The organism is Cytobacillus sp. T106, assembly GCF_040492155.1.
GTDB classification, from domain to species: domain Bacteria; phylum Bacillota; class Bacilli; order Bacillales; family Cytobacillaceae; genus Bacillus_AB; species Bacillus_AB infantis.
Genome location: NZ_JBEUMK010000002.1, coordinates 260,584 through 284,800, shown reverse-complemented (window position 1 = coordinate 284,800; position 24,217 = coordinate 260,584). Strand labels below are relative to the sequence as shown.

Genomic DNA, 24,217 nt, shown 5'->3' with positions numbered 1-24,217 from the left:
CTTAATTTTGCAGAGGGGAATGTATGCTGATTCTACACAAATTTGCCGTTATTCTACCAATTATTCTGGTTTTTCTACATAAAATTAACATGATTCTACATAAATTCTACGTTATTCCACAAAAAAATACATTAATTACCATAAAAACAACAAGAAACCGGCCGCTCTCACGGCCGGTCCCAAATCATCTTACTATTTAGTTCCAAACAAACGGTCGCCAGCGTCGCCAAGGCCTGGTACAACATAGCCTTTTTCGTTCAGCTTTTCGTCAAGTGCAGCAATGTAGATGTCTACGTCTGGATGTGCTTCTTTCACTGCTTCCACACCTTCAGGGGCAGCAACCAGGCACATGAATTTAATGTTTTTTGCGCCGCGTTTTTTCAGGGAATGCATCGCTTCAATGGCAGATCCGCCTGTCGCAAGCATTGGATCGACTACGATGAAGTCCCTTTCCTCTACATCGCTTGGCAGCTTGGCATAGTATTCAACCGGCTGAAGTGTTTCCGGATCGCGGTAAAGGCCGATATGCCCTACCTTGGCAGCAGGGATCAGCTTCAAGATGCCGTCCACCATGCCGATTCCCGCACGCAGGATTGGCACGATTCCAAGCTTTTTGCCGGAAAGGACATTTGATTTTGTTACGCTGACAGGAGTTTCAATTTCGATTTCTTCCAAAGGCATGTCGCGTGTGATTTCAAAGGCCATAAGTGTTGCGACCTCATCAACCAGTTCGCGGAACTCTTTCGTGCCAGTGTTTTTTTCTCTGATGTATGTAAGCTTGTGCTGAATGAGCGGGTGATCAAAGACGTATACTTTTGCCATTGAAAATCTCTCCTTTATTCTTCGCTATGTTTCGTTTACACTTCGTCTAATTTTACAGAAAAATAAATGCAAGGGCAACTGAGAGCAGAAATTGTTAATAATTCGTAATGAGTCTTCGCTGCTCTCCGCAAAAAGAGCCCCCCGCAAAGGAAGGCCCTCCATTTTAAAGCTCTTTATAAAGGGTGAATCTGCCTGTGAGTTCCTCAACACGGCTGCTTGCTTCTGCAAGCTTTGCTTCGTCTTCATGGTTCTTGAGGGTGAAGGCAATCAGGGATGCGATTTCCTTCATCTCTTTCTCGCCGAAGCCGCGGGAAGTGACTGCAGCTGTTCCGATGCGGATGCCGCTGGTAACAAACGGGCTTTCCGGATCGAATGGAATCGTATTTTTATTAACAGTGATGCCGATTTCATCAAGCACCTTTTCAGCCACTTTGCCTGTCAGGCCAAGGGAGCGGAGATCAATCAGAAGAAGGTGATTGTCCGTACCGCCGGAAACGAGGTCGATGCCTTCCTCTTTCAGTCCTTCTCCCAAAGCTTTAGCGTTATTAATGATATTTTGCGCATAATCCTTGAAGCTGTCCTGCAGTGCTTCGCCGAATGCAACAGCCTTGGCTGCAATCACGTGCATCAATGGGCCGCCCTGGATGCCAGGGAAGATAGACTTATCGATCTTCTTCGCGAATTCTTCACGGCAAAGGATCATGCCGCCGCGCGGTCCGCGCAATGTTTTATGTGTAGTGGTTGTTACAAAGTCAGCATATGGCACAGGATTTTGGTGGAGTCCCGCTGCGACCAGGCCGGCAATATGGGCCATGTCGACCATCAGGTAAGCACCGACTTCATCGGCGATTTCCCGGAAACGCTTGAAGTCGATTTCACGCGGATAGGCACTTGCACCGGCTACAATCAGCTTCGGCTTATGCTCGCGCGCTTTTTCAAGGACATCATCATAATTGATTCGGTGCGTTTCTTTATCCACCCCGTATTCAACAAAGTTGTACTGGATGCCTGAAAAGTTGACAGGGCTGCCGTGGGTGAGGTGTCCGCCATGGGACAGGTTCATGCCTAGGACAGTATCCCCTGTTTCAAGGATCGTGAAATAAACAGCCATATTCGCCTGCGCGCCTGAGTGAGGCTGGACATTGGCATGCTCTGCCCCGAAAATCTGCTTCGCACGGTCGCGCGCCAGATTTTCCGTCACATCGACATGCTCGCAGCCGCCATAATAGCGTCTGCCCGGATAGCCTTCGGCGTATTTATTGGTCAATACAGACCCTTGCGCTTCCATCACCGCTTCACTGACAAAATTCTCGGAAGCTATTAATTCGATCTTCGTTCTCTGGCGCTTCAATTCATCCTGAATCGATTGAAAAACCTGCTCATCCTGCTGTGCTAAATGCTTCATTGTAATCCTCCCTTTTTGAAAAACTACATATGTATGCTTTTTTTGTAAAATCCTCTTACATTCTATCATGTTTTGGTTTTAAAAAGGAACCCAACTTCAACACCCCGCCAAAAACAGGCGGGGCTCTTTGATTATTCCGTCCAGTTCCAGTAATCCATCTCGCCAAGCTGGGCGCCGCGCAGCTCTTTTACCTCTCTCAGCTTCAGCAGCTCCTTGACTGGCCCCGTTACAACAGCTCCGTATACCTGAAAGCCATTTTCTTTCAGATAAGCATGCCTTTCTTCAAGATAGCCTAGTCCGAGGAATCTCTCATAATAGCTTTTCCGCTCTTCTTTTAGAAGCTTCTCCATCTGTCCGAGCATCAGCTCCTTATTTCTGCCGAGCATTTCCTGTGTAAACTCGTATTCACTTTCTGACATGCGGTCATTGCTGATTTCCCTTCCGCCCGTCAAACCGAAGGCAGGAATCGGAGAAATGGAATTGCCGCCGCTGCCTGTGTTTCCTTTAAAAGTCTTTAATTCCCCTGTATACAAAGGCATCCACAGGACATCCAAGTCATACGGCTCAAGGAGAGCGAAGAGCTCCTCCGGCTCCATAAACAGGTCTGTCGAAAAAGCTGCCTCTGCCACCGTTCCCTCATGAACCTTATCCAAGGCCTCCCAAATGCCATTATCGTCCTCGGCATCAAGCCTCTCCCCCGTCTTCGGATTTTCAGGAAAGTAGAAACGGAATCCTCCTTCCTGATCCGGCTGATAATAGGAAAGCGTGCGCGTCGAATAGCTGTTCAATAGCCCTTTCCTGATCTGCATTTCACCTGCTGGCTGTTCTTCTTTGCCGACCCGCCTTGTTACAGGGTAAGAAATCTTCTGCGTAAAAAATGGTGTGATTTCCGACTGTGCGAATCCGCCAAAGTCTTTATGGATATTCGGCTGGGTCCAATCCATCGCCAGCTGGGTGTAAAAAATATGTTTCCGATCCAGGTGCAGGCTGTCATAGCTGATTGTGACGGCCAGCATATATATCCAGAAGAAAAATAATGCAGCAATCAGGACTTTGACTACCCGGAATGTCAGGGCAAAACGGTATTTCGTCAGGATTTTCTTTTCTTTATCAGGGCTCCAGTCTGCCATCCTTTTTCCATCCTTTCTTTTCTGCGATTACAGCGAGCTTTTTCCTGGCACGATGAAGATCAACCTTCACCTGGCTTTCTGTCAGGTCAAGCGCTTCCTGTATTTCCTTATAGCTGAAATGCTCATATTCTCTTAAATAGAGGACCGTCCGGTATTTTTCCGGCAGCAGCCTCAGCATGTCAGCGGCGTCCTGCTCCAGCTCGGCAGCCAGGGCTTCTTTTTCCGGCAAGCCGTAGGGGGTGAGCATCTCTTCTTTTGAAAAAAGATAGTCTGCAAACGGCACCCATTTGCGCCGCTGCCGTTTTCGCCATTCGTCCAAGTAGGCATTCCGTGCCACCTTGAACAGCCAGGCCCGCACATCCTCCTGCTGGTAAAAGGAGAGTGAAACAGTTGCACGCACGAAAGTTTCCTGCACAAGTTCTTCGGCCAGATGGTCTGAGCCGGAAAGCTTGAGCAGGTAGTAGTAAAGTGGTTTTGCATAGTGTGAGTATAGGTCATCGAGTTTTTCTTTTCTGCGGGCGTCCAACTGTTTTTTCCCTCCTTTCTTTGAATGGCTATAATGATAACGCAGGGGGTTGCTATTTGTTACAGGTTTTTTAGGAAAAATAAAAAACAGCCTTGGAATGGCTGCTAAATACATAGATTTATATTTATTTATGGGGCTGTTGATTTCCGTTCCAGGCACTTTGCTTTCCGCGGGGCGGAGTTGAGCCTCCCCGCGCTGCGCGCTGTGGGGTTCAACTTTTCCGCTATTTCCCGCAGGACGTTGAATCCGCTCCTTCGAAACTTCATCGCACGAAGAAAATGCGCAGCATTTTATGAGGAGTCTTCGTGCCTTCCGCTCCAATCAACAGGGTTTTAAAAATTTTTTGCAGGTTTGCGGTACCAGGCAGTCTCTCTACAAATCAAAAAGGAGTACGTGTAATTTTACCCGTACTCCTTTCTCTAAAAAAGATATCTTTCATCTCAACACGATTCATTCTCCGGCAGCCTCTCATACACGGCCCGTCTTCCGCCGATGAGCTTAGGCCTTGTGGTGGCGAGGGTGACGTGGGCGCTGCCGATGCTTTTTTGTTTGGTTCTGATTGGGACTGCTACATGCTTCAGGTGCATGCCGATGAGGGTGTCGCCGATGTCGATGCCGGCGTCGGCCTTGATGAATTCGACGACGGCCGGGTCCTTGAATTGCCTGTAGGCATATGAGGCCATGGCACCTCCGGCCTGGCGCACCGGTACGACTGATACTTCCTCAAGATTCTTCTGATCCGCAGTCTGCCTTTCCACAACGAGCGCCCTGTTCAGATGCTCGCAGCACTGGAAGGCGAGTCTGGCCCCTGTCCGTTCGGCAAAATTCTTTAGCTCTTCAAAGAGGATGGCCGCGGCTTCATCTGTGCCGGATGTGCCGATCCTTTTGCCGATTACTTCACTTGTGCTGCAGCCGACCACAAGCACGCTGTTTTCGTTAAGCGCCACCTGTCCGCCGAACTCATCCAGGATTTCTCTCAATTCAGTCTGAATCTCTTCGAACATGGTATCACCCTTCCAGTTGCTTATAGATCTTCGTAGGTTTTGATTTTTCCGATCCGGTTCGCATGGCGTCCGCCTTCAAACTCGGTTTCAAGCCAGGTTTTCGCTATTTCCCGGGCAAGTCCCGGTCCGATCACACGCTCGCCCATGGCAAGGATATTGCTGTCATTATGCTGGCGGGTCGCTTTGGCACTGAATACATCATGGACCAGTGCACAGCGGATGCCCTTCACCTTGTTGGCGGAAATGCTCATTCCAATCCCTGTCCCGCAGATCAGGATTCCTTTATCAAATTCGCCTGATGCCACCTTCTCCGCTACAGGAAGCGCATAGTCCGGATAATCAACGGAGACGCCGCACTCGCAGCCGAAATCTTCATATTCAATGCCCATTTCTTCCATCAAATGTTTCATTTCTTCGCGGATATTCACTCCGCCATGATCTGAAGCAATTGCAACCTTCATTACAAGAACCTCCTAAATAAACACGATTTCTTCCTTTATTTTGACACAAGTAAGCTGAAATAGAAAGCTGGCCGGACTGTTTCTGCTGCTAAAAAAATTACAGAAAGGTAACGCCTATTCCTGAAACTGTAAACAATGCTTAACGATTTTTTTCCCGCTGCCATTTACAATTACCAATGAAGACAAACCAAAGAAAGAAGGAATTCAAATGAAAAAGAATCTATTCAAAGGCCTTGCTGCCGCTTCTGTGCTGATGGCAGGATTGTCCTTCCATTCAGCAGGTGCATCAGCAGACGTTTTCACCGATACTTTCGGGAAGCTCCAGCCAAAACTGAATGTTGAACAAAAACTAAATGTCGTCATTGAATATGCAGATGCGCTTACCCATGCAAAAATCAAATACAAATACGGCGGCACATCAGAGAAGGGATTTGATGCCTCCGGTTTTGTTCAGCATGTGTACGGCAAAGCAGGCGTTAAGCTTCCGAGGACTTCTGCCGCAATGCAGCAAACAGGGAAAACCATTCAGAAGAAAGACCTGAAGCCGGGTGACCTTGTCTTTTTTAACACAGCCGGCGGCAGCAGCAAAAAGGCTTCCTTCGTGGGCATCTATGCCGGTCACAATCAATTCTTCGCTGTTACCGTCAAAAAAGGCGTCACCGTTGTAAAGCTGACAGACTCTTATTGGGCGAAGAAATACCTGGGCGCCAAACGGGTTATGTAACCCGGCGGCCTTTCCATCGGGAAGGGCCTATTTCTGTTCCGGCAGTTCATTGACAATCTCTATAAAATGCTGCAGGATCCGGGCGGTCAAACCCCAAATGACCTTATCCTCAAAATAGTAGAAGCATTCTTCCATTGACCTTGTCTGCCAATTATAGTTTTCGCCGCCGGCAATCCGGTCGAAAGGAAAACCGTTTTCCGGTTCCAGCCTGAAATTCATTTTATAAATTTCAGGCTTGGCTTTCAGCAGATAGGAAAGCGGTACGGTGAATACTTCCCCCACCTCTTTCGGGTTCACCTGGAAAGGCCGGGAAGGCTTCAGCATTCCTGCAAAAGGGTAGATGATCATGCCAAACGGGGATACCATATAGTCAAGGGGAACTGTCCCTCTAATTTCATCCATGGGGATTCCCAGCTCTTCGGTTGTTTCCCTGATTGCTGTATGCTTCACGTCCGGATCCGATCTGTCGACCCTTCCCCCCGGAAAACAAATCTCCCCCGGCTGCCTGCGCATTTCCATGGACCGGACCTCAAAAAGGACATGGACACCGTCTTCTTTTTCAATTAGCGGTACGAGAACTGAATAGTTTATGAATTTATTGCTTCCCAGGATGGCCGGTGTCCTGCTGCCCAATCCTGCGATAATATCCTCTATATTCATTCACCCATCCACCTCCATTTATATTTATATCTATTCCCCTATTTATCCATCAGCAAAATCGCCTGCTGTGAAATAAAGAAGAATCCCCGCTTGTGCCGCAGAGATTCTTTCTTGTTGTTTAAACCCTGAACTTGGTGATCGTTTCCTTCAGCTTTTCCGCCTCATCCTTCAATTCAAAAGCAAGCTTCTCCACATTGGAAATGACCATTGATTGATTTTCAGTTGCAGAGGCGACCTCCTGGGCTCCGGCGGATGTTTCCTCCGCGATGGCTGCCACTTCCTGCGACTGGGTGGCAGAATGGCGGATGCCTTCCATCTGCTGCTCCACCAGGCTCGAAATCGTTGTGACAGACGAAGCCATCTGGTTGACGGTATTCGTCATTTCACCGATGACCTGATTGGTTTTGACTCCTTTTTTCCCCTCGGCCGATGCCGTTTCGACCTGGTCCGTAATTTGCCTAACAACATTTTGGACTTCATTCTGGATGTTTTTAATCAATTCGGAAATGCCCTGGACCGCTTTGGCGCTTTCATCAGCCAGCTTCCGGACTTCCTCTGCCACGACGGCAAAGCCTTTGCCGTGCTCACCTGCACGCGCAGCCTCAATCGAAGCGTTCAGCGCCAGCAGGTTGGTCTGAGCTGCAATATCTCCCACCAGCTGGATGATCTGCTCTACCTTCGCGGCATTATCTTCGAGGCGCTTGACGGTCTGCAATGATTCCTGATTATCTTCCGCCAGCTTGGTAATTCCAGTTACAAGAGAGTGGATGACTTTCTTCGATTCATTCAAATCATCGACTAGCTCACCGGAAACCTGCTGGGACGTTTTCGCCTGCTGCTGTACTTCTTCAGCAATTCTTGTTGCATCCTCGACCGACTCGGCAGTCGCCTGAATCGACACAGCTGAGCTGTCGGCACCCAGGGAAATCTCGCCGATTGTCCTGGAGATGCTTGCAGCCTGCTCGGCAGCAGCTGATGCTTCCTGTGAAATGCTGATTACTTTATCATTGGTATGCTGAAAATTTTCATCGATTTTCGCGACCATTTCCCGGAGATTTGAAAGCATATGGTTGAACGCCGCTCCGAGGGAACGGATTTCATCATCTGATTTGGAAAGCTCCGCGTCTTCCCTGATATCGCCTTCTGCCGCTTTCAGAGCTGTCTTCTCCAGCTTTTGCAGCGGTTTCGTGATAAAGCCGGCCGCAACGAATGTCAATACACCGGACCACATGGCCCCAAGAGAAAGCGTGATAATGTTAAAAGCCGCTTCCCCGAACGGCAGATACTCCTTCACAATTGGATAAAGACCATAAATGAACACCGCACTCGTGGTGTAGGTAATGAATGCCAGTATGGTCGTTAACAGCACAAGCTTTTTTCTCAACCCGAACTTATAGCGCTTCTTCTCCATAATTGCCCCCTGGTCGTTACTTCTCTAATTTGTTAATAATCTGTTCAATATGCTTTTTCAGTTCATTAAAGGTTTCTCTGTATATTTCAAGGCTTCCGCCGAATGGATCAAGGATCTCACCGCCGTGTTCCCCTGCAAACTCTGTCAGTGTAAAGGTTTTGCCCTCTGCTCCCTCAAACATGCTGACCACATTCCATTTATGCCCGGACGTCATCGTCAAAATGACATCTGCCCATTCAACCAGCTCTGCCGTCAGTGCGCTCGAGGTATGTACATGGGCAATCCCCTGCTCCTCAAGAACCTGCTTCGCATGTGCGGAGGCCTGTCCCCCATTGGCAGCAAACACACCAGCAGACTTCACCTCAATCCCCGGAAGCTCCCTGCTCTTCAAAATAGCCTCTGCCATCGGGCTCCGGCAAGTGTTACCAGTACAAACAAACAATACGCGTCTCATCGATGCAGCCCCCTTTCCCTCCATTATAAGCCAATTGTCACAGTTTCAATAGACAAGCATGGAAAAATTTATAGAAAGTTCACAACCGAAATGCGGAGGGGGCTTGCTCAGCCCTGACAAGCATAAGACGCTTTAGGATAGAAGGCGTTCTTTGCCTTCAATCCTAAAGTGGCTTATGACTCGAAGGGCTAGCACCCGGAGCTGGACAACACGAAGTGCGGAAGGGGCTTGCTCAGATTAAGGATCGCGGACTAAAAACGCCACGTCCTGTGGCAACGTCCGCATGACCCGCATCCTGCGGGCCCAGCATAAGGCGCTTAGGAATAAAAGGCGTTCTTTGCCTTTAATTCCTAAGTGACTTATGACTCGAGGCTCTAGCCCCTGGAGCCGGACAAACCGAAATGCGGAGACGGCTTGCCCAGGGCCGACAAGCATAAGACGCGCTAGAATAAAAGGCGTTCTTTGCCTTTAATTCTAGCGTGGCTTATGACTCGAGGCCCTAGCCGTCGCAGCTGGACAATACGAAATGCGGAGGGGGCTTGCTCAGCAAAAGGAACAACATAAAAAGACACCCGCCAGGATGCCTTTATTTTCTGCAATGAATGAATAGCCTCCCGCATTAAAAAAAAGGCCATAACAGCTTTATGCCGAAAGCGAGGAGGATGGCTCCGCCGAGTGCTTCGCTGTAGGATCCCAGCCATCCCTGAACCTTGCGTCCGGCCAATAGCCCTGCCCAGGTCAGAATTGCCGCGGCCGCACCAAAACACACCAGGACAAGCGCTGTTTTCGCTCCATAAATTCCAAGGGAGAGACCGACCGAAAAGCTGTCCAGGCTGACACTCAACGCAAAAATGAGCAGGCCGAAACCAACGGGTGTAATCAAGCTTGAATCATCATCCTTGATGCTTGACCAAATCATCTGGGCACCGAGCAGCAGCAGCAGCCCTCCCCCGATATAGGCCGCAATAGAGCCGAACTGCTCCGATAGGAACCTGCCGGCAATCATTCCTAACAGCGGCATGAAGACATGGAAAAGACCGATCGTTATTCCTATTTTAAAAATTTGCCTCAGGCGCAGCTCGAACATGCCCATGCCAAGCCCGACCGAAAAAGCATCCATCCCGAGGGCAAACGCCATTAACATCAACGTAATAAGTTCCCCAAAAAACGAAGTCATCCATTCTCCTCCTTGGACTTGCTAATTCAGCATATGCACGTCCAAGGGGAAATAGAATTAGAAAAGCGGAGGCGACTGTTCAGGTGCGACAAGCATAAGACGAGCAGGACGGAAGGTTGTTCTGTAACCTTCTGGCCTGCTTGGCTTATGACTCGAGCACCTAGGAGCCGGAGCTGGACAATAGAAAAGCGGAGGCGACTGTTCTATCGAGGAACGCGGACTAAGTACGCCACGTCGTATGGCAACGTCCTCATGACCCGCTTCCTGCGGGGCTAAGAAATGCCAGGCACCTCCCGCGGACAAATCACATTGAAATGTCCACAGACGGTGCCTGGCACTAAAATTATTTAATAATTCGATGGCCTGCTGCTTTGAGAAGCCGGTTCATAATGGCTTCACCGACACCTTCTGCGGGGAAGGATTCGCTGAAGATCACATCCACTCCAGAGCTGTTGAAGCTCCGTAATGCTTCGTAAAGGGAGGCTGCCACTGTTTCCAGATTCGCTCTCCTGCCGCATATAAATGTAAAATCGCTGTCGTAAAATTTTTCATTTTCGGCCGTTGTAAGCACACCGGCTTTCAGGCCTTCCGTATGCTGTTCGTTCACCAATTCTTGAATCCGTTCCCTTGTTCCTTCTACTATATATAAGGGAGCATCAGGTGCATAATGCCGATACTTCATGCCGGGGGAGCGCGGCGCCTCCTTCTCATCGGCAAGCGCAGGATCGGCCGCTACCTCTCCCACTACCTGCTCGAGCTGCTCTTTCGTCACTCCGCCAGGTCTCAGGATGACCGGAATCTCTCCCGTACAATCCAGGACAGTGGATTCAACACCTACTCCGGTAGGACCGCCATCCACAATTCCTGCAATCCTCCCGTTCAAATCTTCCTCCACATGTCCGGCAGTAGTCGGGCTGGGCCGCCCGGACCTGTTCGCGCTTGGAGCGGCTACCGGAACGCCGCTTTCACGGAGAATGGCGAGAGCCACCGGGTGATCCGGCATCCTGATTCCGACCGTATTCAGCCCTGCCGTTGCTGTCTCTGAGAGCTGCCCGTCTTTTTTATTGAATATAATTGTCAGCGGACCTGGCCAAAAGGCTTCCATCAGCTTATCTGCACTAGCCGGGACACTTTCCACAATCCCCTCAAGCTGCTCCCTGTCTGCAATATGAATAATGAGGGGGTTGTCAGAAGGTCTGCCCTTCGCTTCAAATATCTTCTTGACTGCTTCGTCATTTCTTGCATTTCCACCAAGTCCGTAAACAGTCTCAGTTGGAAAGGCAACCGTCTCATTTTGGGCTAAAAGAGCAGCTGCCTGTTTAATCTGTGGATAATCATTTAAACTATCCACATTTTTATCCACTGACCAAATTTCTGTCTTCATTGTTATGCCCACCTTCAATACTGTTCAAATTCTGTGTGGTATACCCTTTGTTTCAGCTTTTAAACCACAATCACTTTTGAAAGTATAAAAGAAGATGGAGGATAACTCAAGTTTTGTCCACAATTTGTGTATAACTTTTCGATAATGGTGGATAACTTTGTGGATATATCCACAATTCATAATGAAAGCTTCAGGAATGAAAAGTTATCCACAGTTAGAATATGCTGGACATGGGCGGAACTGTACAGTTCTTCCGGAAGCTCGCTTTTTTCATCCTGAAAGCCAAGCAGTTTGAAGAACTCTGCTGCTCCTTTTTTATTTGTCGCCATATATAGTGCCTCGAGTTCCCTTTCCCTCGCAAGCCGCAGAATCTGCTCCACAAGCAGCAGCAGATCTTTTTCAGATGCTCTTTCCGAAAGTACCAGTGAGCGGAGGAGGCCCACACTCCCTAGAGGCTCAATGCCTAATGTCGCTTTAATATTTTCCTCTTCATCTTCCATAAGCAAAAAATAATTGATAGAATCAGAAATGCCTTCTGTCCCCAGGTTGGCTTTTTCCAAAAATGCGGCCAGTTTATTTTCGTCTCCATTTTGTGCACAGCGGATCATTGTCTCCATACGCTCACCCCACTAAGATTTTGTAATCTAGTAATATATCTATGGGGCGCGGGAAAAAGTAGAACATAAAAAGAATAAAAAAACACGGCAGCCATCAGTTAACGGGCTGCCGTGCTATCTGGAATCTTTCAATTTAAACTTCCTTTACACTATAAACTTAGTCGTTGTTGTTGTTTCTTGAATTTCCGCCTTTTTCACCAATTTCGCGGTAGAAGTCTTTATCATGGTTTTCAGAAGTAGCTTCTCCGCCTTTTTGGCCGATCTCCTGGTAGAATTCCTTGTCATGGTTCTCAGAAGTAGCTTCTCCGCCCTTTTTACCGATTTCCTGATAGAATTCCTTGTCATGGCTTTCAGCAGTAGCTTCTCCGCCTTTTTGGCCGATTTCCTGATAGAATTCTTTGTCATGATTTTCAGATGTTGCTTCTCCGCCTTTTTTACCGATCTCTTGATAGAATTCTTTGTCATGGTTATTGCTGGTTGCTTCTCCGCCTTTTCGGCCTCTTTCCTCGCGGGACATTTTATCGTTGTTATTGTTGTTTGCCATGTCTTCCATCTCCTTTTCAGTAATTGTTGTTTTGGCTTACACTCCTTTAATATCCGCTTCTCCCAGAATCAAACATGCTCCCAGCATCTGTAAAAGGCTTGTCATGCACTTGTAACAATGGCATTAGCTTCTCTTGTGCCGTTTTTCCTATAAAAAGAAAAGCCGCTCTATGAAAAGAGCAGCATACTATCCGAAGATTTTATCCCATAATTCTTTGATAAAAAACTTAACTTCCGGCTTTTCTTCCTCTTCTTTAACAAAGACCGGCTCTTTTTCGCTCGATGGTTCTTTAGACTTACTATCTTCCAGCACATTCCCATCTAGTTCTTTTTTACCAACTTCTCCTTTTTCCTGATTTTCCTCTTCGAATCCATCACTTACAGCTACTCCATTCGAGAAATCAAGGAAGCATAGAGGAGGAAAAAGAACACACCACCAGTTCGCTCCATCGCCTTCACCAAGTGTAATTAAAATTGCTTCGTATTCGCCGGCAGGATATAGAAACTGGCCATAGAGCTTAGTAGGAAAATCCACTTTGCCGAAATTGGCTTTAACTGTCTGATCTGAATTTTCTTCTTCTACCACGTTCTCTGCTATCTCCTGGATTTCCGGCAGGCGCGACTTGATTAATGAACGGGCTTCTTCTATTGAAGTCAGTTCGCTGACCCATTCAGTGATTTCCTTATTGACTGCGTCCCTCACCAGCCGTTTCAGCGCCTGGTCTCCTTCGCTGTCACTGTTTGCGAGGATGCGTAGGCGGATGGCTTCCTGCGGTATGACGAGCGGGTCTTCCGCTGCTACCTCTGTTTTTGGTATGTATAGGCTTAGCATTGTTCCTAAGGATAAGATAATGATATATAATTTCGCTAATGATTTTGCTGTCATTTCCGACACCGTCCCTTCACTAATCCATTGTGGACAGGAAGGGGGATTCTTAAACTAGCAAAATATAAAAAAAAAGATCCCGTGTTTGAGATCTGTCATTTAGATTGCTAATAAATGGGGTCTGTTGATTTCCGTTCCAGACACTTCGCTTTCCGCGGGGTGGCGCTGCAATCCAGCAGGAGTCTTCGTGCCCTCACGGAAATCAACAGGCTTTAATATTTAGATGGCAGGTTTGTGTTTCATTCGTTTTCAAACGAAGAACAATGGCTTGCTCTTTTATAAAAACTTAGCAATCTTTCTTCACCCCATCAAACTGCCAGCCAATCTCCGCAAAAACCATCCGGTCCTTCCCATTTATGTCGTAGACTATGTCTATGTTGGCATCTGGGAATGCGGTCCGCAGCAGTTCTGATACGGCTTTGCTTTGGCCGGCGCCGACCTCGAAGCCGACGAGTGATTTTTCTTTTAGGACGAGCGGCAGTTCTTCCATGAAGCGTCGGTAGAGGTCGAGTCCATCCTGGCCGGCGAATAGGGCGCGGTGGGGCTCGTTTTCGGTGACGACTTCAGACATCCCTTCCATATCGCTGAGCGGGATATAGGGAGGATTGGATATGATAATATCGAATTTCCGGCTTTCCTCTATGAAAGGCTGCAGCAGGTCTCCTAAAATAAACTCGATTTCAGCACCGTTCTTGTCTGCATTTTCTTTTGCCGTGTCAAGGGAAGGCCCGTACACATCTGTGGCAGTTACCTGGAGGTCAGGCGATTCCAATTTCAGGGTTACCGCAATCGCTCCGCTTCCGGTTCCAATATCAGCAGCCGCAGGAGCAGCCTCTCTGCCGAAAAGCTTTTCCTTCCTCTTCAGGGCTTCCAGCACCAGCTCTTCTGTTTCCGGACGGGGGATGAGGACATTTTCATTCACAAGGAATGTCCGCCCATAAAATTCTTCTTTTCCAATGATATATTGGACCGGCCTGCCGTCCGCGTGCAGCTGGACTGCTTCTTTGAAGGCCCCTTGTATCCTCGGATCCAGCTCTTCCCTCATCTCCGCAAGCAGGCGGGAACGGCTCATATTCAGAAAGTGGCCCAGGAGGATTTCACCCGCGTTGGAATCTCTCCCTGCCGTTTCTAAAAAAGAAGAAGCCCACTTCAGGGCTTCATAGACTTTCATAGGCTGATCAGGCATCTGAAGCTTCCTTCAGCTTGGCTGACTGCTCTTCCATGATCAAGGCATCAATCACTTCGTCCAGCTTGCCTTGAAGAATCTGGTCAAGCTTCTGGATGGTCAGGCCGATGCGGTGATCTGTTACACGGTTTTGCGGGAAGTTGTAGGTGCGGATCCGTTCAGAACGGTCACCGGTGCCCACTGCGGATTTCCGCTGCTGGTCGTATTCCGCCTGTGCTTCCTGCTGGAATTTATCATACACACGGGCACGAAGAACCTTCATTGCCTTTTCTTTGTTCTTGATCTGTGATTTTTCGTCCTGGCAGGAAACAACCGTCCCTGTAGGCAAGTGGGTCAGGCGCACGGCTGACATCGTCGTGTTAACGCTCTGGCCGCCTGGTCCGCTTGAAGCAAATGTATCGACGCGGATATCTTTATCGTGGATCTCGATTTCAACTTCTTCCGCTTCCGGCAGAACCGCAACCGTTGCTGTCGAAGTATGGATGCGGCCGCCAGATTCAGTTTCAGGCACACGCTGAACACGGTGGGCCCCATTCTCGAACTTCAGCTTGCTGAAGGCACCGTTTCCGTTGATGATAAAAATGATTTCTTTGTAGCCGCCGACACCTGTTGAGCTGGCCTCGATCACATCTGTTTTCCAGCCCTGCACCTCGGCAAAGCGGCTGTACATGCGGTAAAGATCACCGGCAAACAGAGCAGCCTCGTCGCCGCCTGCCGCTCCGCGGATTTCCATAATAACGTTTTTATCATCGTTAGGGTCTTTCGGGATCAAAAGGATCTTCAGGCGCGCTTCCAGAGCTTCCACTCTGTCTTCGAGCTCTCCTATCTCTTCCTTCACCATCTCGCGCATTTCTGCATCGAGCTTCTCTTCGAGCATCGCTTTTGCATCCTGGTATTGCCCGCGGACTTCTTTATACTCGCGGTATGCCTCCACCGTTTCCTGGATGCCTGACTGCTCCTTGGAATATTCGCGCAGCTTCTTTGTATCATTAACAATCTCAGGATCGCTCAAAAGCTCATTCAGCCTTTCGTAGCGATCTTCTACAGCTTGAAGACGATCGTACACAGTCCTTCACCTCATTTTGATTCTATTCTATATAAATCGGCTTTCACACCTAAAAAAGCTCATAAATTCATAAAATAAGTCCATTAAACCATCATGCCCATAACATTCTAATTATAGTATACAGCGCATCCCAGGTCAAAACCTAAAAAGCCCCGGAAAACCAGGGCTGGAAGTGCATAGGCAGTGGTATAGGTGACAGGCACCTTTCAAAAAAGAAGTGGTATAGGTGACAGGCACCCAATTCAATACAAACCTACCCAAATCAAGGTCTTCGCACAGAAAGGTGGTACAGGTGCCTGTCACCATTTCAAAGAAGTGGTACAGGTACCTGTCACCATTTTTTCACCTTCTCCTACCGCTCACTCAACCGCACTTCAATGTTATACCGTGGAAGGGCTTTGGTGAGTGTTTTGTGCAGTTCGGCCTGGGCCTTGCGTTTTTCTTCGGCTGACAGGCTTTTGTCTGTGTGGGCCGTGACCCACATGCGGCCGCCGTTGATCCAGACTTCATCCGGCTCATATTCTGTGTATTGATTGACGACCTGGCGCGCTTTGTCAACATCAGATTGATCGTTGACCCGCCCTCCATCGATATTGAGGAAGTTCGGGTTCTGATCGCTCATCGTCCTGTCGCGGTCCTCGTCAGACACTTGATCAAGGCCCCTTTTTACCTGGCCCCCGCCGTCAGTGATCAAGTTTGTCCCATTCTGGTCTTCGTTCTGCTCATGGATCCCCGCCACATTATCATCCTGTGCACATCCTCCCAATAGAGCGGCCAAAAGGACTGCTGCAGCTGCGAAAATGGATTTCATCATTTCAAACACCTCCATTAATAGGTTTTCCTTTCCCGGAGGTGAATCCGCAACCCAAATTCAGGCAGTTTGCTGGAGGAATCCGGCCACTCAGACAGCAAAAAACCCTGCTTTCACTAAGCAGAGCCTGAGCTTTCATCTATTAGGATAACGTACGGGTCGTTTCCGAACTGTTGAGGACATTCGGCGATTTCGGAACTTCGTGGTGATGGCGGCAGCGCGGCTCATAAGCCTCTGATGCTCCGACAAGAATGACCGGATCATCGTATGAAGCCGGCTTTCCGTTAATGAGGCGCTGGGTCCTGCTGGCAGGCGAACCGCACACTGCACATACTGCCTGAAGCTTTGTCACAAGTTCTGCAATTGCCATCAAAGCCGGCATCTGGCCAAACGGCTCACCGCGGAAATCCTGGTCGAGCCCGGCAGCGATCACCCGGTATCCGCTATCAGCTAAATGCTGAATCACCTTCACAACTTCATCATCGAAAAATTGCACTTCATCAATGGCGATAATCTCCATATCTTCATCAATATGCTTGAAGATGTCCGTTGAATGGCTGATGGGTTTGGCAATGACTGATGTTCCATTGTGGGAGACAACTGCTTCCTCGCTGTAGCGGTTATCGATCTGCGGCTTGAACACAGCTATCTTCTGCTTTGCAAATTGCGCTCTTCTGACACGGCGGATGAGCTCTTCCGATTTTCCCGAAAACATGCTGCCGCAGATAACCTCAACCCAGCCGTGGTGCTTCATTACATACATGAGTGGCCTCTCCTTCCTTGCTAAAGAAAACACGGCGCCAAAGCGCCAATTCCCCTTTTACAACTTACACTTTTTGTTAAAAGTATAAACCTATCTAATCATCATATTCTTCTATCGGCAATAAAAAACAGGCAAGAAGTAAAAACTTGCCTGTTTTTTATCATTATTGCTGTTGACCTTTAAGACCGTATTTTTTGTTGAAACGATCCACACGTCCGCCTGCTTCAGCGAATTTCTGACGGCCAGTATAGAATGGGTGGCATTCAGAGCAAGTCTCAACACGAACCTCATCTTTTACAGAACCAGTTTCAAACTGATTGCCGCAAGCACATGTAACCGTGATTTTCTTGTAATTAGGATGAATTCCTGCTTTCATTTCTTTCATCTCCTTTTGCCCTGAGTCTTGCGAAACAGAGTTATATAGTACGATGCTTGGACACACCGTATAATTCAAAAACACACTGTTGTTATTATAACAAGGACATCATGTTTTTGCAAGATGGGATTTACTGACTTTCAGATTGTGAACAGATCAGGATTGGGAACGCCTGCCGTTCTTCATTTCTTCGCCGAGATTGGCAAAGAACTCTTCATTGGATTTCGTCTGCTTCAGCTTGCGGAGGAACTTCTCAGCAAAATCAGGCGCATCCGACATCGACTTCCTGATCGCCCACAGCTTGTCCAGATGCTCTTTCGGAATAAGCAGCTCTTCTTTCCGTGTACCTGAACGGCGGATATCGATGGCCGGGAAAATACGGCGCTCTGCAAGCTGGCGGTCAAGGTGAAGCTCCATGTTTCCTGTTCCCTTGAACTCTTCGTAAATGACATCATCCATCCGTGAGCCGGTATCAACAAGGGCTGTTGCTAGGATGGTCAGGCTTCCGCCTTCTTCAATATTCCTCGCCGCCCCGAAGAAACGCTTCGGACGGTGGAATGCTGCAGGGTCAATCCCCCCGGACAGCGTACGTCCGCTTGGCGGGATGACCAGGTTATAAGCACGAGCAAGCCTTGTGATGCTGTCCATGAGGATGATGACATCCCGTTTATGCTCCACGAGGCGCATTGCCCGGTCAAGGACAAGCTCGGCCACTTTAATATGGTTTTCGGGCACTTCATCAAATGTCGAGCTGACGACATCACCGGCAACAGAACGTTCAATATCAGTCACTTCTTCCGGACGCTCATCAATGAGGAGAACAATCAGCTCTGCCTCAGGATGATTCGTCGTGATGCTGTTGGCGATTTCCTTTATCAGCATCGTTTTACCCGCTTTCGGCGGAGCGACAATCAGTCCGCGCTGACCGAATCCAACCGGTGCCAGTACGTCCATGATCCTTGTGGACACATGCTTCGGCGTTGTTTCCAGCTTCATCTGCCTATCAGGATATAAAGGCGTCAAAGCCGGGAAATGGACACGCTCCTTGGCAGATTCCGGATCGTCGCCATTGACAGCTTCAACCTGCAGGAGGCCGAAATAGCGTTCATTTTCCTTTGGCGGGCGGACTTTTCCGGATACTTTATCTCCGTTCCTTAAATCAAATCTCCTGATTTGCGAAGCGGAAATGTAGATATCCTCTGAGCTTGGCGAGTAATTGATCGGCCTTAGGAAGCCAAAGCCCTCAGACTGGATGATCTCCAGCACGCCTTCCATGAAAAAGTAGCCTTCCTGCTCAGCGCGGGCTTTCAGGATGGCAAAAATCAGCTCTTTCTTTGTCAGCTTGCTGTAGTAGGAAACTTTATATTCCCGGGCAAGTTCATAGAGCTCTTTTAACTTCATATTTTCTAAACTGGATATATTTAATCCCATATTGACACCACTCTTTTGAATTTTAAATCATTTTCCCCATATAAAATGACAATATCGTACTGTATTAAGAATATGAAAGGAAAAAGGAAAGAAAGCGTTTGAGGTTCATCGAAGCATTGGAAGGATGATTCAGCTTGTTAAAAAGGATAGTATCTTTGGTATGTTCCTGGCACTCAGGCTTAAACAGACCATATCTGCACTGCATAATCATCATAACAGATTTCAAAAACAATCTCTATTTTACCCTTATACCTGAAAGTTAATCAATATAATTTTTTCGTTCTTTCATAGATTGCCTTGTTTCGGGGGAATATATAAAGGGACCGGCTTCAGCCGGCAAGCCAGGTCCCCTCTCTTATATCATTTTTTCTGCAGGCCGATTCCGATTCCCTTCAGTGAAAGGGTTTGCACCGGCATGCAAAAAAAATCTTTATTTCATGACAAGATGCGGCTTCTTCTTCAGGCTGTGACGCCCGTCGATGAAGCGGACCGTGCCTGATTTGGCGCGCATGACAAGTGAATGCGTAGAACCGTAAGAGCCCTTGAACTGGACTCCTCTCAGCAGCTCGCCGTCTGTGACGCCTGTTGCTGCAAAGATGGCATCATCACCTTTGACAAGGTCTTCCATGCGAAGAATCTTTCCAAGGTCAAGGCCCATGCTTTGGCATCTTTCAACTTCAGCATCGCTGTGCGGAACCAGCTTGCCCTGGATTTCGCCGCCCAGGCATTTCAGCGCAACTGCAGCGAGCACCCCTTCCGGCGCACCTCCGGATCCGAACAGAATATCTACACCTGTATGGTCAAAAGCGGTATTGATGGCACCTGCAACATCGCCATCATTGATCAGCTTGATCCTTGCCCCTGCTTCACGCAGCTGGCTGATGATATGCTGATGACGCTCCCGGTTCAGCACGGTTGCCACGACATCTTCAATATCTTTGTTCTTGGCCCTGGCGACAGCCCTCAAGTTATCGATAACAGAAGCATTGATATCAATTTCACCGACCGCTTCGGGACCGACTGCAATCTTATCCATATACATATCAGGTGCATGAAGAAGATTGCCATGATCAGCGACAGCCAGGACAGCAAGCGCGTTCCAGCCTCCGGAGGCTACGATATTGGTGCCTTCGAGCGGATCTACCGCTACATCGACGCGGGGGCCATAGCCTGTCCCAAGCTTTTCTCCGATATAAAGCATTGGCGCCTCATCCATTTCCCCTTCCCCGATTACAACAGTACCCTTCATTGGCACCGTGTCGAACACATCCCTCATGGCAGAGGTAGCAGCATCATCAGCTTCATCCTTTACGCCTCTTCCCATCCAGCGGGCTGAAGCAAGTGCTGCTGCTTCTGTAACACGGATAAGCTCCATCGATAAACTTCTTTCCATTCTGTTTTCCTCCCCGGGTTGTTTTCTCTATCTGTCTTCAGGCGTTTTTCATCTGCTCCATTTCTTCCTTGGTCAGATTCTCGCGCCAGATGGTCGCACCCAGCCCATTAAGTTTTTCAACAAGATGGCTGTAGCCGCGGTCTATATGCTCAAGTCCTGTCACTTCCGTTATACCTTCGGCTTTCAGCCCGGCAATGACGAGGGCGGCTCCCGCTCTGAGATCGCTCGCCTTCACCTTGGCCCCCTGCAGACGGATCGGGCCATTGATGATCGCTGAACGGCCTTCGACTTTAATGCTGGCATTCATTCTCCTCAGCTCATCAATATGCTTGAAGCGGGCACCGTAGATGGTGTCCGTCACCATGCTTGTCCCTTCGGCCCCTGTCAGCAAAGACGTGAAAGGCTGCTGGAGATCGGTCGGGAATCCCGGATACACAAGCGTTTTAATATCAACGGCCTTCATTTTTTCAGCTGGGCTGACAAAAATCTGGTCATCTCCCGCCTCTATGTTCACGCCCATTTCACGCAGCTTGGCAATCAGTGATTCCAAATGCTGGGGAATGACATTATCGATCAGGATCCCTTCACCCGCAGCAGCACCGAGGATCAGATATGTCCCTGCTTCAATCCGGTCCGGAATGATGGTGTGGCGGCAGCCGTGCAGCTGGTCCACCCCTTCAATTCTGATGACATCTGTACCCGCTCCCTTAATTTTCGCACCCATATTGGTGAGGAGCGTTGCCACATCGATAATTTCCGGCTCTTTTGCCGCATTTTCAATAATCGTCTTCCCTTTGGCCCTGACCGCAGCCAGCATAATATTGATCGTGGCACCGACACTGACGACATCCAGGTAAATTCTTGCACCTTTCAGCTCGTCTGCGCGGAGATAAATGGCACCCTGCTCATTTGTCACGCTGGCACCGAGCGCTTCAAAGCCTTTAATATGCTGGTCGATCGGACGCGGTCCCAGATGGCATCCACCGGGCAGGCCGATCACCGCTTTTTTAAAGCGTCCGAGCATCGCCCCCATCAAATAATAAGAGGCACGCAGCTTTTTAACTTTTCCATTGGGCAAGGGCATGGAAATCATCGAAGAAGGATCAACGGTCATATCGTTATCAGCAAAATCGACACTTCCGCCAATTTCCTCCAAAAGCCCTTTCAGTATTTGAACGTCAGAAATATCCGGCAAACCTTCAATTGTTACGGGGGAATCTGCGAGAATCGTAGCAGGGATCAATGCTACCGCACTGTTCTTGGCTCCGCTGATTCTAACAGTTCCTTTTAAAGGGTAGCCGCCCGCAATCATAAGCTTTTCCATTTTCGACTTCCTTTCCTGCCCTTAAGTGCCTTTGCAAATCTCTGAACATTGATTGCCAGCCTGCCGCTGCAGGCGAAAGTATAGCACCGTTGGACTTTTCATTCTCAGTATGGGATAGCTTGTCCATTATATCAAAAGCTACCGTATAGGGATAATTTTCCATGAGCAAAAGACGAATTCCGACATTATCCTCACCATCTAGTTTACACGAAAATTTAAACTTCATGTATGAGAATTGAAAAAAGTTAAATTTTTGAAGTATGCACTTACATTTCCGCCTATTCAGATAATTCCCGGCGCAGCAGTGCTCTCTTCGGGGTTATTCAGAACGCTTGTCCCAATCAGCCAAAAATGCTTCAATCCCTTTGTCAGTCAGAGGGTGATTAAACATTTGATTGATGACCTTAAGCGGGACGGTGGCAATATGGGCGCCTCTCAGGGCTGAATCCGTGACATGCTGAGGATGGCGGACTGAAGCTGCAATGATTTCTGTCTCGATTCCGTGGATATCAAAGATTTCCCTAATGGAAGTTACAAGGTCAAGACCATTATGGCCAATATCATCAAGCCGGCCAAGGAATGGAGAAACATAGGAAGCACCGGCCCTTGCTGCAAGCAAAGCCTGATTGGCGCTGAAAATGAGGGTTACATTCGTTTTGATCCCTTCTTTTGAAAAAGCATGGACAGCCTTCAGTCCATCCGGTGTCATTGGGACCTTGATGGTGATATTAGGGGCGATTGCCGCCAGTTCCTTCCCTTCTTTGATCATGCCTTCTGCATCAAGTGCGATGACCTCTGCGCTGACAGAGCCGGGTACAAGCTCGGCAATTTCCTTCAGCCTGTCATGGAAGGAAATATTTTTTTCTTTTGCCACTAAAGAAGGATTGGTCGTTACTCCTGCCAGTATTCCCAGAGCATGGGCCTCTTTAATCTCTTCCAGGTTTGCCGTATCAATAAAAAATTTCATTTCGCTTCCCCCTAAGATTATTCGACTTATTTTTTAAAATCGACATAAATGAATTGAAACCGCCTTTCAGAAAGGCGGTTTCAAGTCTATTTTAACATACTGGATCTGTATTAAGCTTTGTTAGAAGAACCGAATTCGCGCATTTTGCCGATTACTGTTTCTTTAATCGCTTCACGTGCAGGTCCTAAGTATTTGCGCGGATCGTACACTTCTGTGTCAGCCGCCAATACTTCGCGCACGCGCTTCGCGGAAGCAATCTGGTTCTCAGTGTTTACGTTGATTTTCGCTGTTCCAAGGGAAACAGCTTTCTGGATGTCTTTAGTAGGAATGCCTGTACCGCCATGAAGGACTAAAGGCATGCCTGTAAGCTTTCCGATCTCTTCCATTTCAGCAAAGCCAAGGTTTGGCTCGCCTTTGTAAGGACCGTGAACAGAGCCAAGTGCAGGAGCAAGGCAGTCAATGCCAGTACGCTTGACAAGCTCGTCACATTCTTTAGCATCAGCATAGATGACGCCGTCAGCTACTACATCGTCTTCCTGCCCGCCGACAGTTCCAAGCTCGGCTTCAACAGAAACACCTTTTGAGTGTGCATATTCTACCACTTTAGAAGTGATTTCCACGTTTTCCTCGAAAGGACCGTGTGAAGCATCGATCATGACAGACGTGAAGCCTGCATCGATTGCTTCTTTACATTTATCGAAGCTTGAACCGTGGTCAAGGTGGATGGCAACAGGAACAGTGATCTTATAGTCCTCAAGAAGCCCTTCTACCATTTTCACAGTTGTCTTGAAGCCGCCCATATAACGAGCTGCACCTTCGGAAACACCAAGGATAACAGGTGATTTCTCTTCTTCTGCAGCCTGAAGGATCGCTTGAGTGAACTCAAGGTTATTTAAATTAAATTGACCTACAGCATAGCCTTCTGATTTAGCTTTGTTCAGCATATCAGTCATGGAAACTAAAGGCATATTTCTTCCTCCTTATTAATGATTGCATCGTTCTTTGCAGGGATTCACATAAAGTTTTTCCCAGCATGCCCATGAATATGTACCCTATCTTGCAATAGGCAAAACGGACGCAATCCTTTGGAATTCATTTGTATCATACCAAAAGAGAATCAGAAATTCCATTAATCCAGCGCTATTTTTCGCTGCAGGACAGAATATTTTAAAGCAAACGCTATCATTTTAAATATTCATTTTTTTGGACCGGACCAGCATATTTTTTTAACCAGCTGGCATTTAACATTAGAATTTATCCGGACTCTCCTAAAATGAATTCGTGATAGGGACATACTTTTTGACAGCAGCCCTGATGTCATCAATATCAAATGGCTTGGCAAAATGGGTCAAAGCCCCCAGGTCCTTTGCCTCCTGGATCATGTCGAGCTCACCATAGGCAGTCATGATGATCACACGGATATCCTGGTCGATGACTTTCATTCTCTTCAGGATTTCAATGCCGTCCATGCCGGGAATTTTCATATCGAGCAGGACAAGATCCGGAGAATGTTTTGTAACGATTTCGAGGGCCTGGACGCCATTTGCAGCCTGATAGGTGTCATAGCCTTCCTTTTGCAGCACTTCATTCAATAGAATGCGGATGCCGAACTGATCGTCTACTATTAATATTTTCCCTTTCATACAGCCACCTCTTCCCTAAAATAGTTACATCTGATGCTGATAGACAGAAAGCG

Annotated in this window: 26 protein-coding genes; 1 reads left to right on the top strand and 25 read right to left on the bottom strand. The window is 48.1% G+C overall.

Going from position 1 to position 24,217, the window contains the following annotated elements:
* Positions 1–192: 192 nt before the first annotated feature.
* The 6 genes from upp to rpiB all read right to left on the bottom strand — a co-directional run bounded on the left by upp (position 193) and on the right by rpiB (position 5,348).
* A complete protein-coding gene (gene upp / locus ABU165_RS05840) occupies positions 193–822 on the bottom strand; it encodes a uracil phosphoribosyltransferase (protein ID WP_009792624.1) in 630 nt (209 codons plus the stop codon).
* A gap of 163 nt (positions 823–985) precedes the next feature.
* The gene (locus ABU165_RS05835) at positions 986–2,227 is read right to left on the bottom strand and encodes a serine hydroxymethyltransferase (RefSeq protein WP_318059747.1); all 1,242 of its coding nucleotides are present in this window, start codon (positions 2,225–2,227) and stop codon (positions 986–988) included.
* Between the two features lie 131 nt (positions 2,228–2,358).
* Positions 2,359–3,357: an anti-sigma factor gene (locus tag ABU165_RS05830; RefSeq protein WP_318059746.1), complete on the bottom strand. Its 999-nt coding sequence runs from the start codon at positions 3,355–3,357 to the stop codon at positions 2,359–2,361.
* Entirely contained in the window at positions 3,338–3,883 is a 546-nt protein-coding gene (locus tag ABU165_RS05825) for a sigma-70 family RNA polymerase sigma factor (protein ID WP_318059745.1), read from the bottom strand. The genes ABU165_RS05830 and ABU165_RS05825 overlap by 20 nt, the downstream gene beginning before the upstream one ends.
* 440 nt (positions 3,884–4,323) lie before the next feature.
* The gene (locus ABU165_RS05820) at positions 4,324–4,887 is read right to left on the bottom strand and encodes a TIGR01440 family protein (protein WP_318059744.1); all 564 of its coding nucleotides are present in this window, start codon (positions 4,885–4,887) and stop codon (positions 4,324–4,326) included.
* Positions 4,888–4,907: 20 nt separating this feature from the next.
* Positions 4,908–5,348: a ribose 5-phosphate isomerase B gene (gene rpiB / locus ABU165_RS05815; RefSeq protein WP_094769150.1), complete on the bottom strand. Its 441-nt coding sequence runs from the start codon at positions 5,346–5,348 to the stop codon at positions 4,908–4,910.
* Between the two features lie 208 nt (positions 5,349–5,556).
* On the opposite strand from rpiB, the gene ABU165_RS05810 reads away from it, so the two are divergent.
* Entirely contained in the window at positions 5,557–6,072 is a 516-nt protein-coding gene (locus ABU165_RS05810; RefSeq protein ID WP_009792618.1) for a C40 family peptidase, read from the top strand.
* A 27-nt stretch (positions 6,073–6,099) separates the two neighbouring features.
* On the opposite strand, the gene ABU165_RS05805 is transcribed toward ABU165_RS05810, so the two are convergent.
* The 19 genes from ABU165_RS05805 to ABU165_RS05715 form a co-directional block, all read right to left on the bottom strand.
* Complete coding sequence (locus ABU165_RS05805; protein ID WP_094769149.1) at positions 6,100–6,732, bottom strand: NUDIX hydrolase; 633 nt, start codon at positions 6,730–6,732, stop codon at positions 6,100–6,102.
* A 118-nt stretch (positions 6,733–6,850) separates the two neighbouring features.
* Positions 6,851–8,143: a methyl-accepting chemotaxis protein gene (locus ABU165_RS05800; protein WP_009792616.1), complete on the bottom strand. Its 1,293-nt coding sequence runs from the start codon at positions 8,141–8,143 to the stop codon at positions 6,851–6,853.
* A gap of 16 nt (positions 8,144–8,159) precedes the next feature.
* Positions 8,160–8,597: a low molecular weight protein arginine phosphatase gene (locus tag ABU165_RS05795; protein ID WP_035401974.1), complete on the bottom strand. Its 438-nt coding sequence runs from the start codon at positions 8,595–8,597 to the stop codon at positions 8,160–8,162.
* A gap of 619 nt (positions 8,598–9,216) precedes the next feature.
* Positions 9,217–9,774, bottom strand: coding sequence for a manganese efflux pump MntP (locus tag ABU165_RS05790; protein ID WP_022544503.1), 558 nt, complete (start codon positions 9,772–9,774; stop codon positions 9,217–9,219).
* Between the two features lie 343 nt (positions 9,775–10,117).
* Positions 10,118–11,158, bottom strand: a complete 1,041-nt coding sequence (locus ABU165_RS05785) for an L-threonylcarbamoyladenylate synthase (protein WP_318059743.1) — start codon at positions 11,156–11,158, stop codon at positions 10,118–10,120.
* Positions 11,159–11,334: 176 nt separating this feature from the next.
* Positions 11,335–11,775: a GNAT family N-acetyltransferase gene (locus ABU165_RS05780; RefSeq protein WP_318059742.1), complete on the bottom strand. Its 441-nt coding sequence runs from the start codon at positions 11,773–11,775 to the stop codon at positions 11,335–11,337.
* A 157-nt stretch (positions 11,776–11,932) separates the two neighbouring features.
* The gene (gene gsiB, locus ABU165_RS05775; RefSeq protein WP_022544504.1) at positions 11,933–12,319 is read right to left on the bottom strand and encodes a glucose starvation-inducible protein GsiB; all 387 of its coding nucleotides are present in this window, start codon (positions 12,317–12,319) and stop codon (positions 11,933–11,935) included.
* Between the two features lie 186 nt (positions 12,320–12,505).
* The gene (gene spoIIR / locus ABU165_RS05770) at positions 12,506–13,204 is read right to left on the bottom strand and encodes a stage II sporulation protein R (RefSeq protein WP_306010004.1); all 699 of its coding nucleotides are present in this window, start codon (positions 13,202–13,204) and stop codon (positions 12,506–12,508) included.
* Between the two features lie 286 nt (positions 13,205–13,490).
* Positions 13,491–14,390: a peptide chain release factor N(5)-glutamine methyltransferase gene (prmC, locus tag ABU165_RS05765; protein ID WP_318059741.1), complete on the bottom strand. Its 900-nt coding sequence runs from the start codon at positions 14,388–14,390 to the stop codon at positions 13,491–13,493.
* The gene (prfA, locus tag ABU165_RS05760; protein ID WP_009792606.1) at positions 14,383–15,456 is read right to left on the bottom strand and encodes a peptide chain release factor 1; all 1,074 of its coding nucleotides are present in this window, start codon (positions 15,454–15,456) and stop codon (positions 14,383–14,385) included. The genes prmC and prfA overlap by 8 nt, the downstream gene beginning before the upstream one ends.
* Positions 15,457–15,808: 352 nt before the next feature.
* Positions 15,809–16,270, bottom strand: coding sequence for a hypothetical protein (locus ABU165_RS05755; protein WP_142385234.1), 462 nt, complete (start codon positions 16,268–16,270; stop codon positions 15,809–15,811).
* Positions 16,271–16,409: 139 nt separating this feature from the next.
* The gene (locus tag ABU165_RS05750; protein ID WP_094769143.1) at positions 16,410–17,030 is read right to left on the bottom strand and encodes a thymidine kinase; all 621 of its coding nucleotides are present in this window, start codon (positions 17,028–17,030) and stop codon (positions 16,410–16,412) included.
* Positions 17,031–17,193: 163 nt separating this feature from the next.
* Positions 17,194–17,406: a 50S ribosomal protein L31 gene (gene rpmE, locus ABU165_RS05745; protein WP_009792603.1), complete on the bottom strand. Its 213-nt coding sequence runs from the start codon at positions 17,404–17,406 to the stop codon at positions 17,194–17,196.
* 156 nt (positions 17,407–17,562) lie between these two features.
* Entirely contained in the window at positions 17,563–18,837 is a 1,275-nt protein-coding gene (gene rho / locus ABU165_RS05740; protein WP_009792602.1) for a transcription termination factor Rho, read from the bottom strand.
* Positions 18,838–19,267: 430 nt separating this feature from the next.
* Positions 19,268–20,230 (bottom strand): class II fructose-bisphosphatase, encoded by a 963-nt coding sequence (gene glpX / locus ABU165_RS05735; protein WP_009792599.1) that lies wholly within the window; start codon positions 20,228–20,230, stop codon positions 19,268–19,270.
* A 37-nt stretch (positions 20,231–20,267) separates the two neighbouring features.
* Positions 20,268–21,554, bottom strand: a complete 1,287-nt coding sequence (locus ABU165_RS05730) for a UDP-N-acetylglucosamine 1-carboxyvinyltransferase (RefSeq protein WP_009792598.1) — start codon at positions 21,552–21,554, stop codon at positions 20,268–20,270.
* A 319-nt stretch (positions 21,555–21,873) separates the two neighbouring features.
* Positions 21,874–22,521 (bottom strand): fructose-6-phosphate aldolase, encoded by a 648-nt coding sequence (gene fsa, locus ABU165_RS05725; RefSeq protein WP_009792597.1) that lies wholly within the window; start codon positions 22,519–22,521, stop codon positions 21,874–21,876.
* 110 nt (positions 22,522–22,631) lie between these two features.
* Positions 22,632–23,489, bottom strand: a complete 858-nt coding sequence (locus ABU165_RS05720; RefSeq protein ID WP_101548883.1) for a class II fructose-bisphosphate aldolase — start codon at positions 23,487–23,489, stop codon at positions 22,632–22,634.
* 300 nt (positions 23,490–23,789) lie between these two features.
* Positions 23,790–24,164, bottom strand: a complete 375-nt coding sequence (locus tag ABU165_RS05715; RefSeq protein WP_009792595.1) for a response regulator — start codon at positions 24,162–24,164, stop codon at positions 23,790–23,792.
* Positions 24,165–24,217 lie beyond the last annotated feature (53 nt).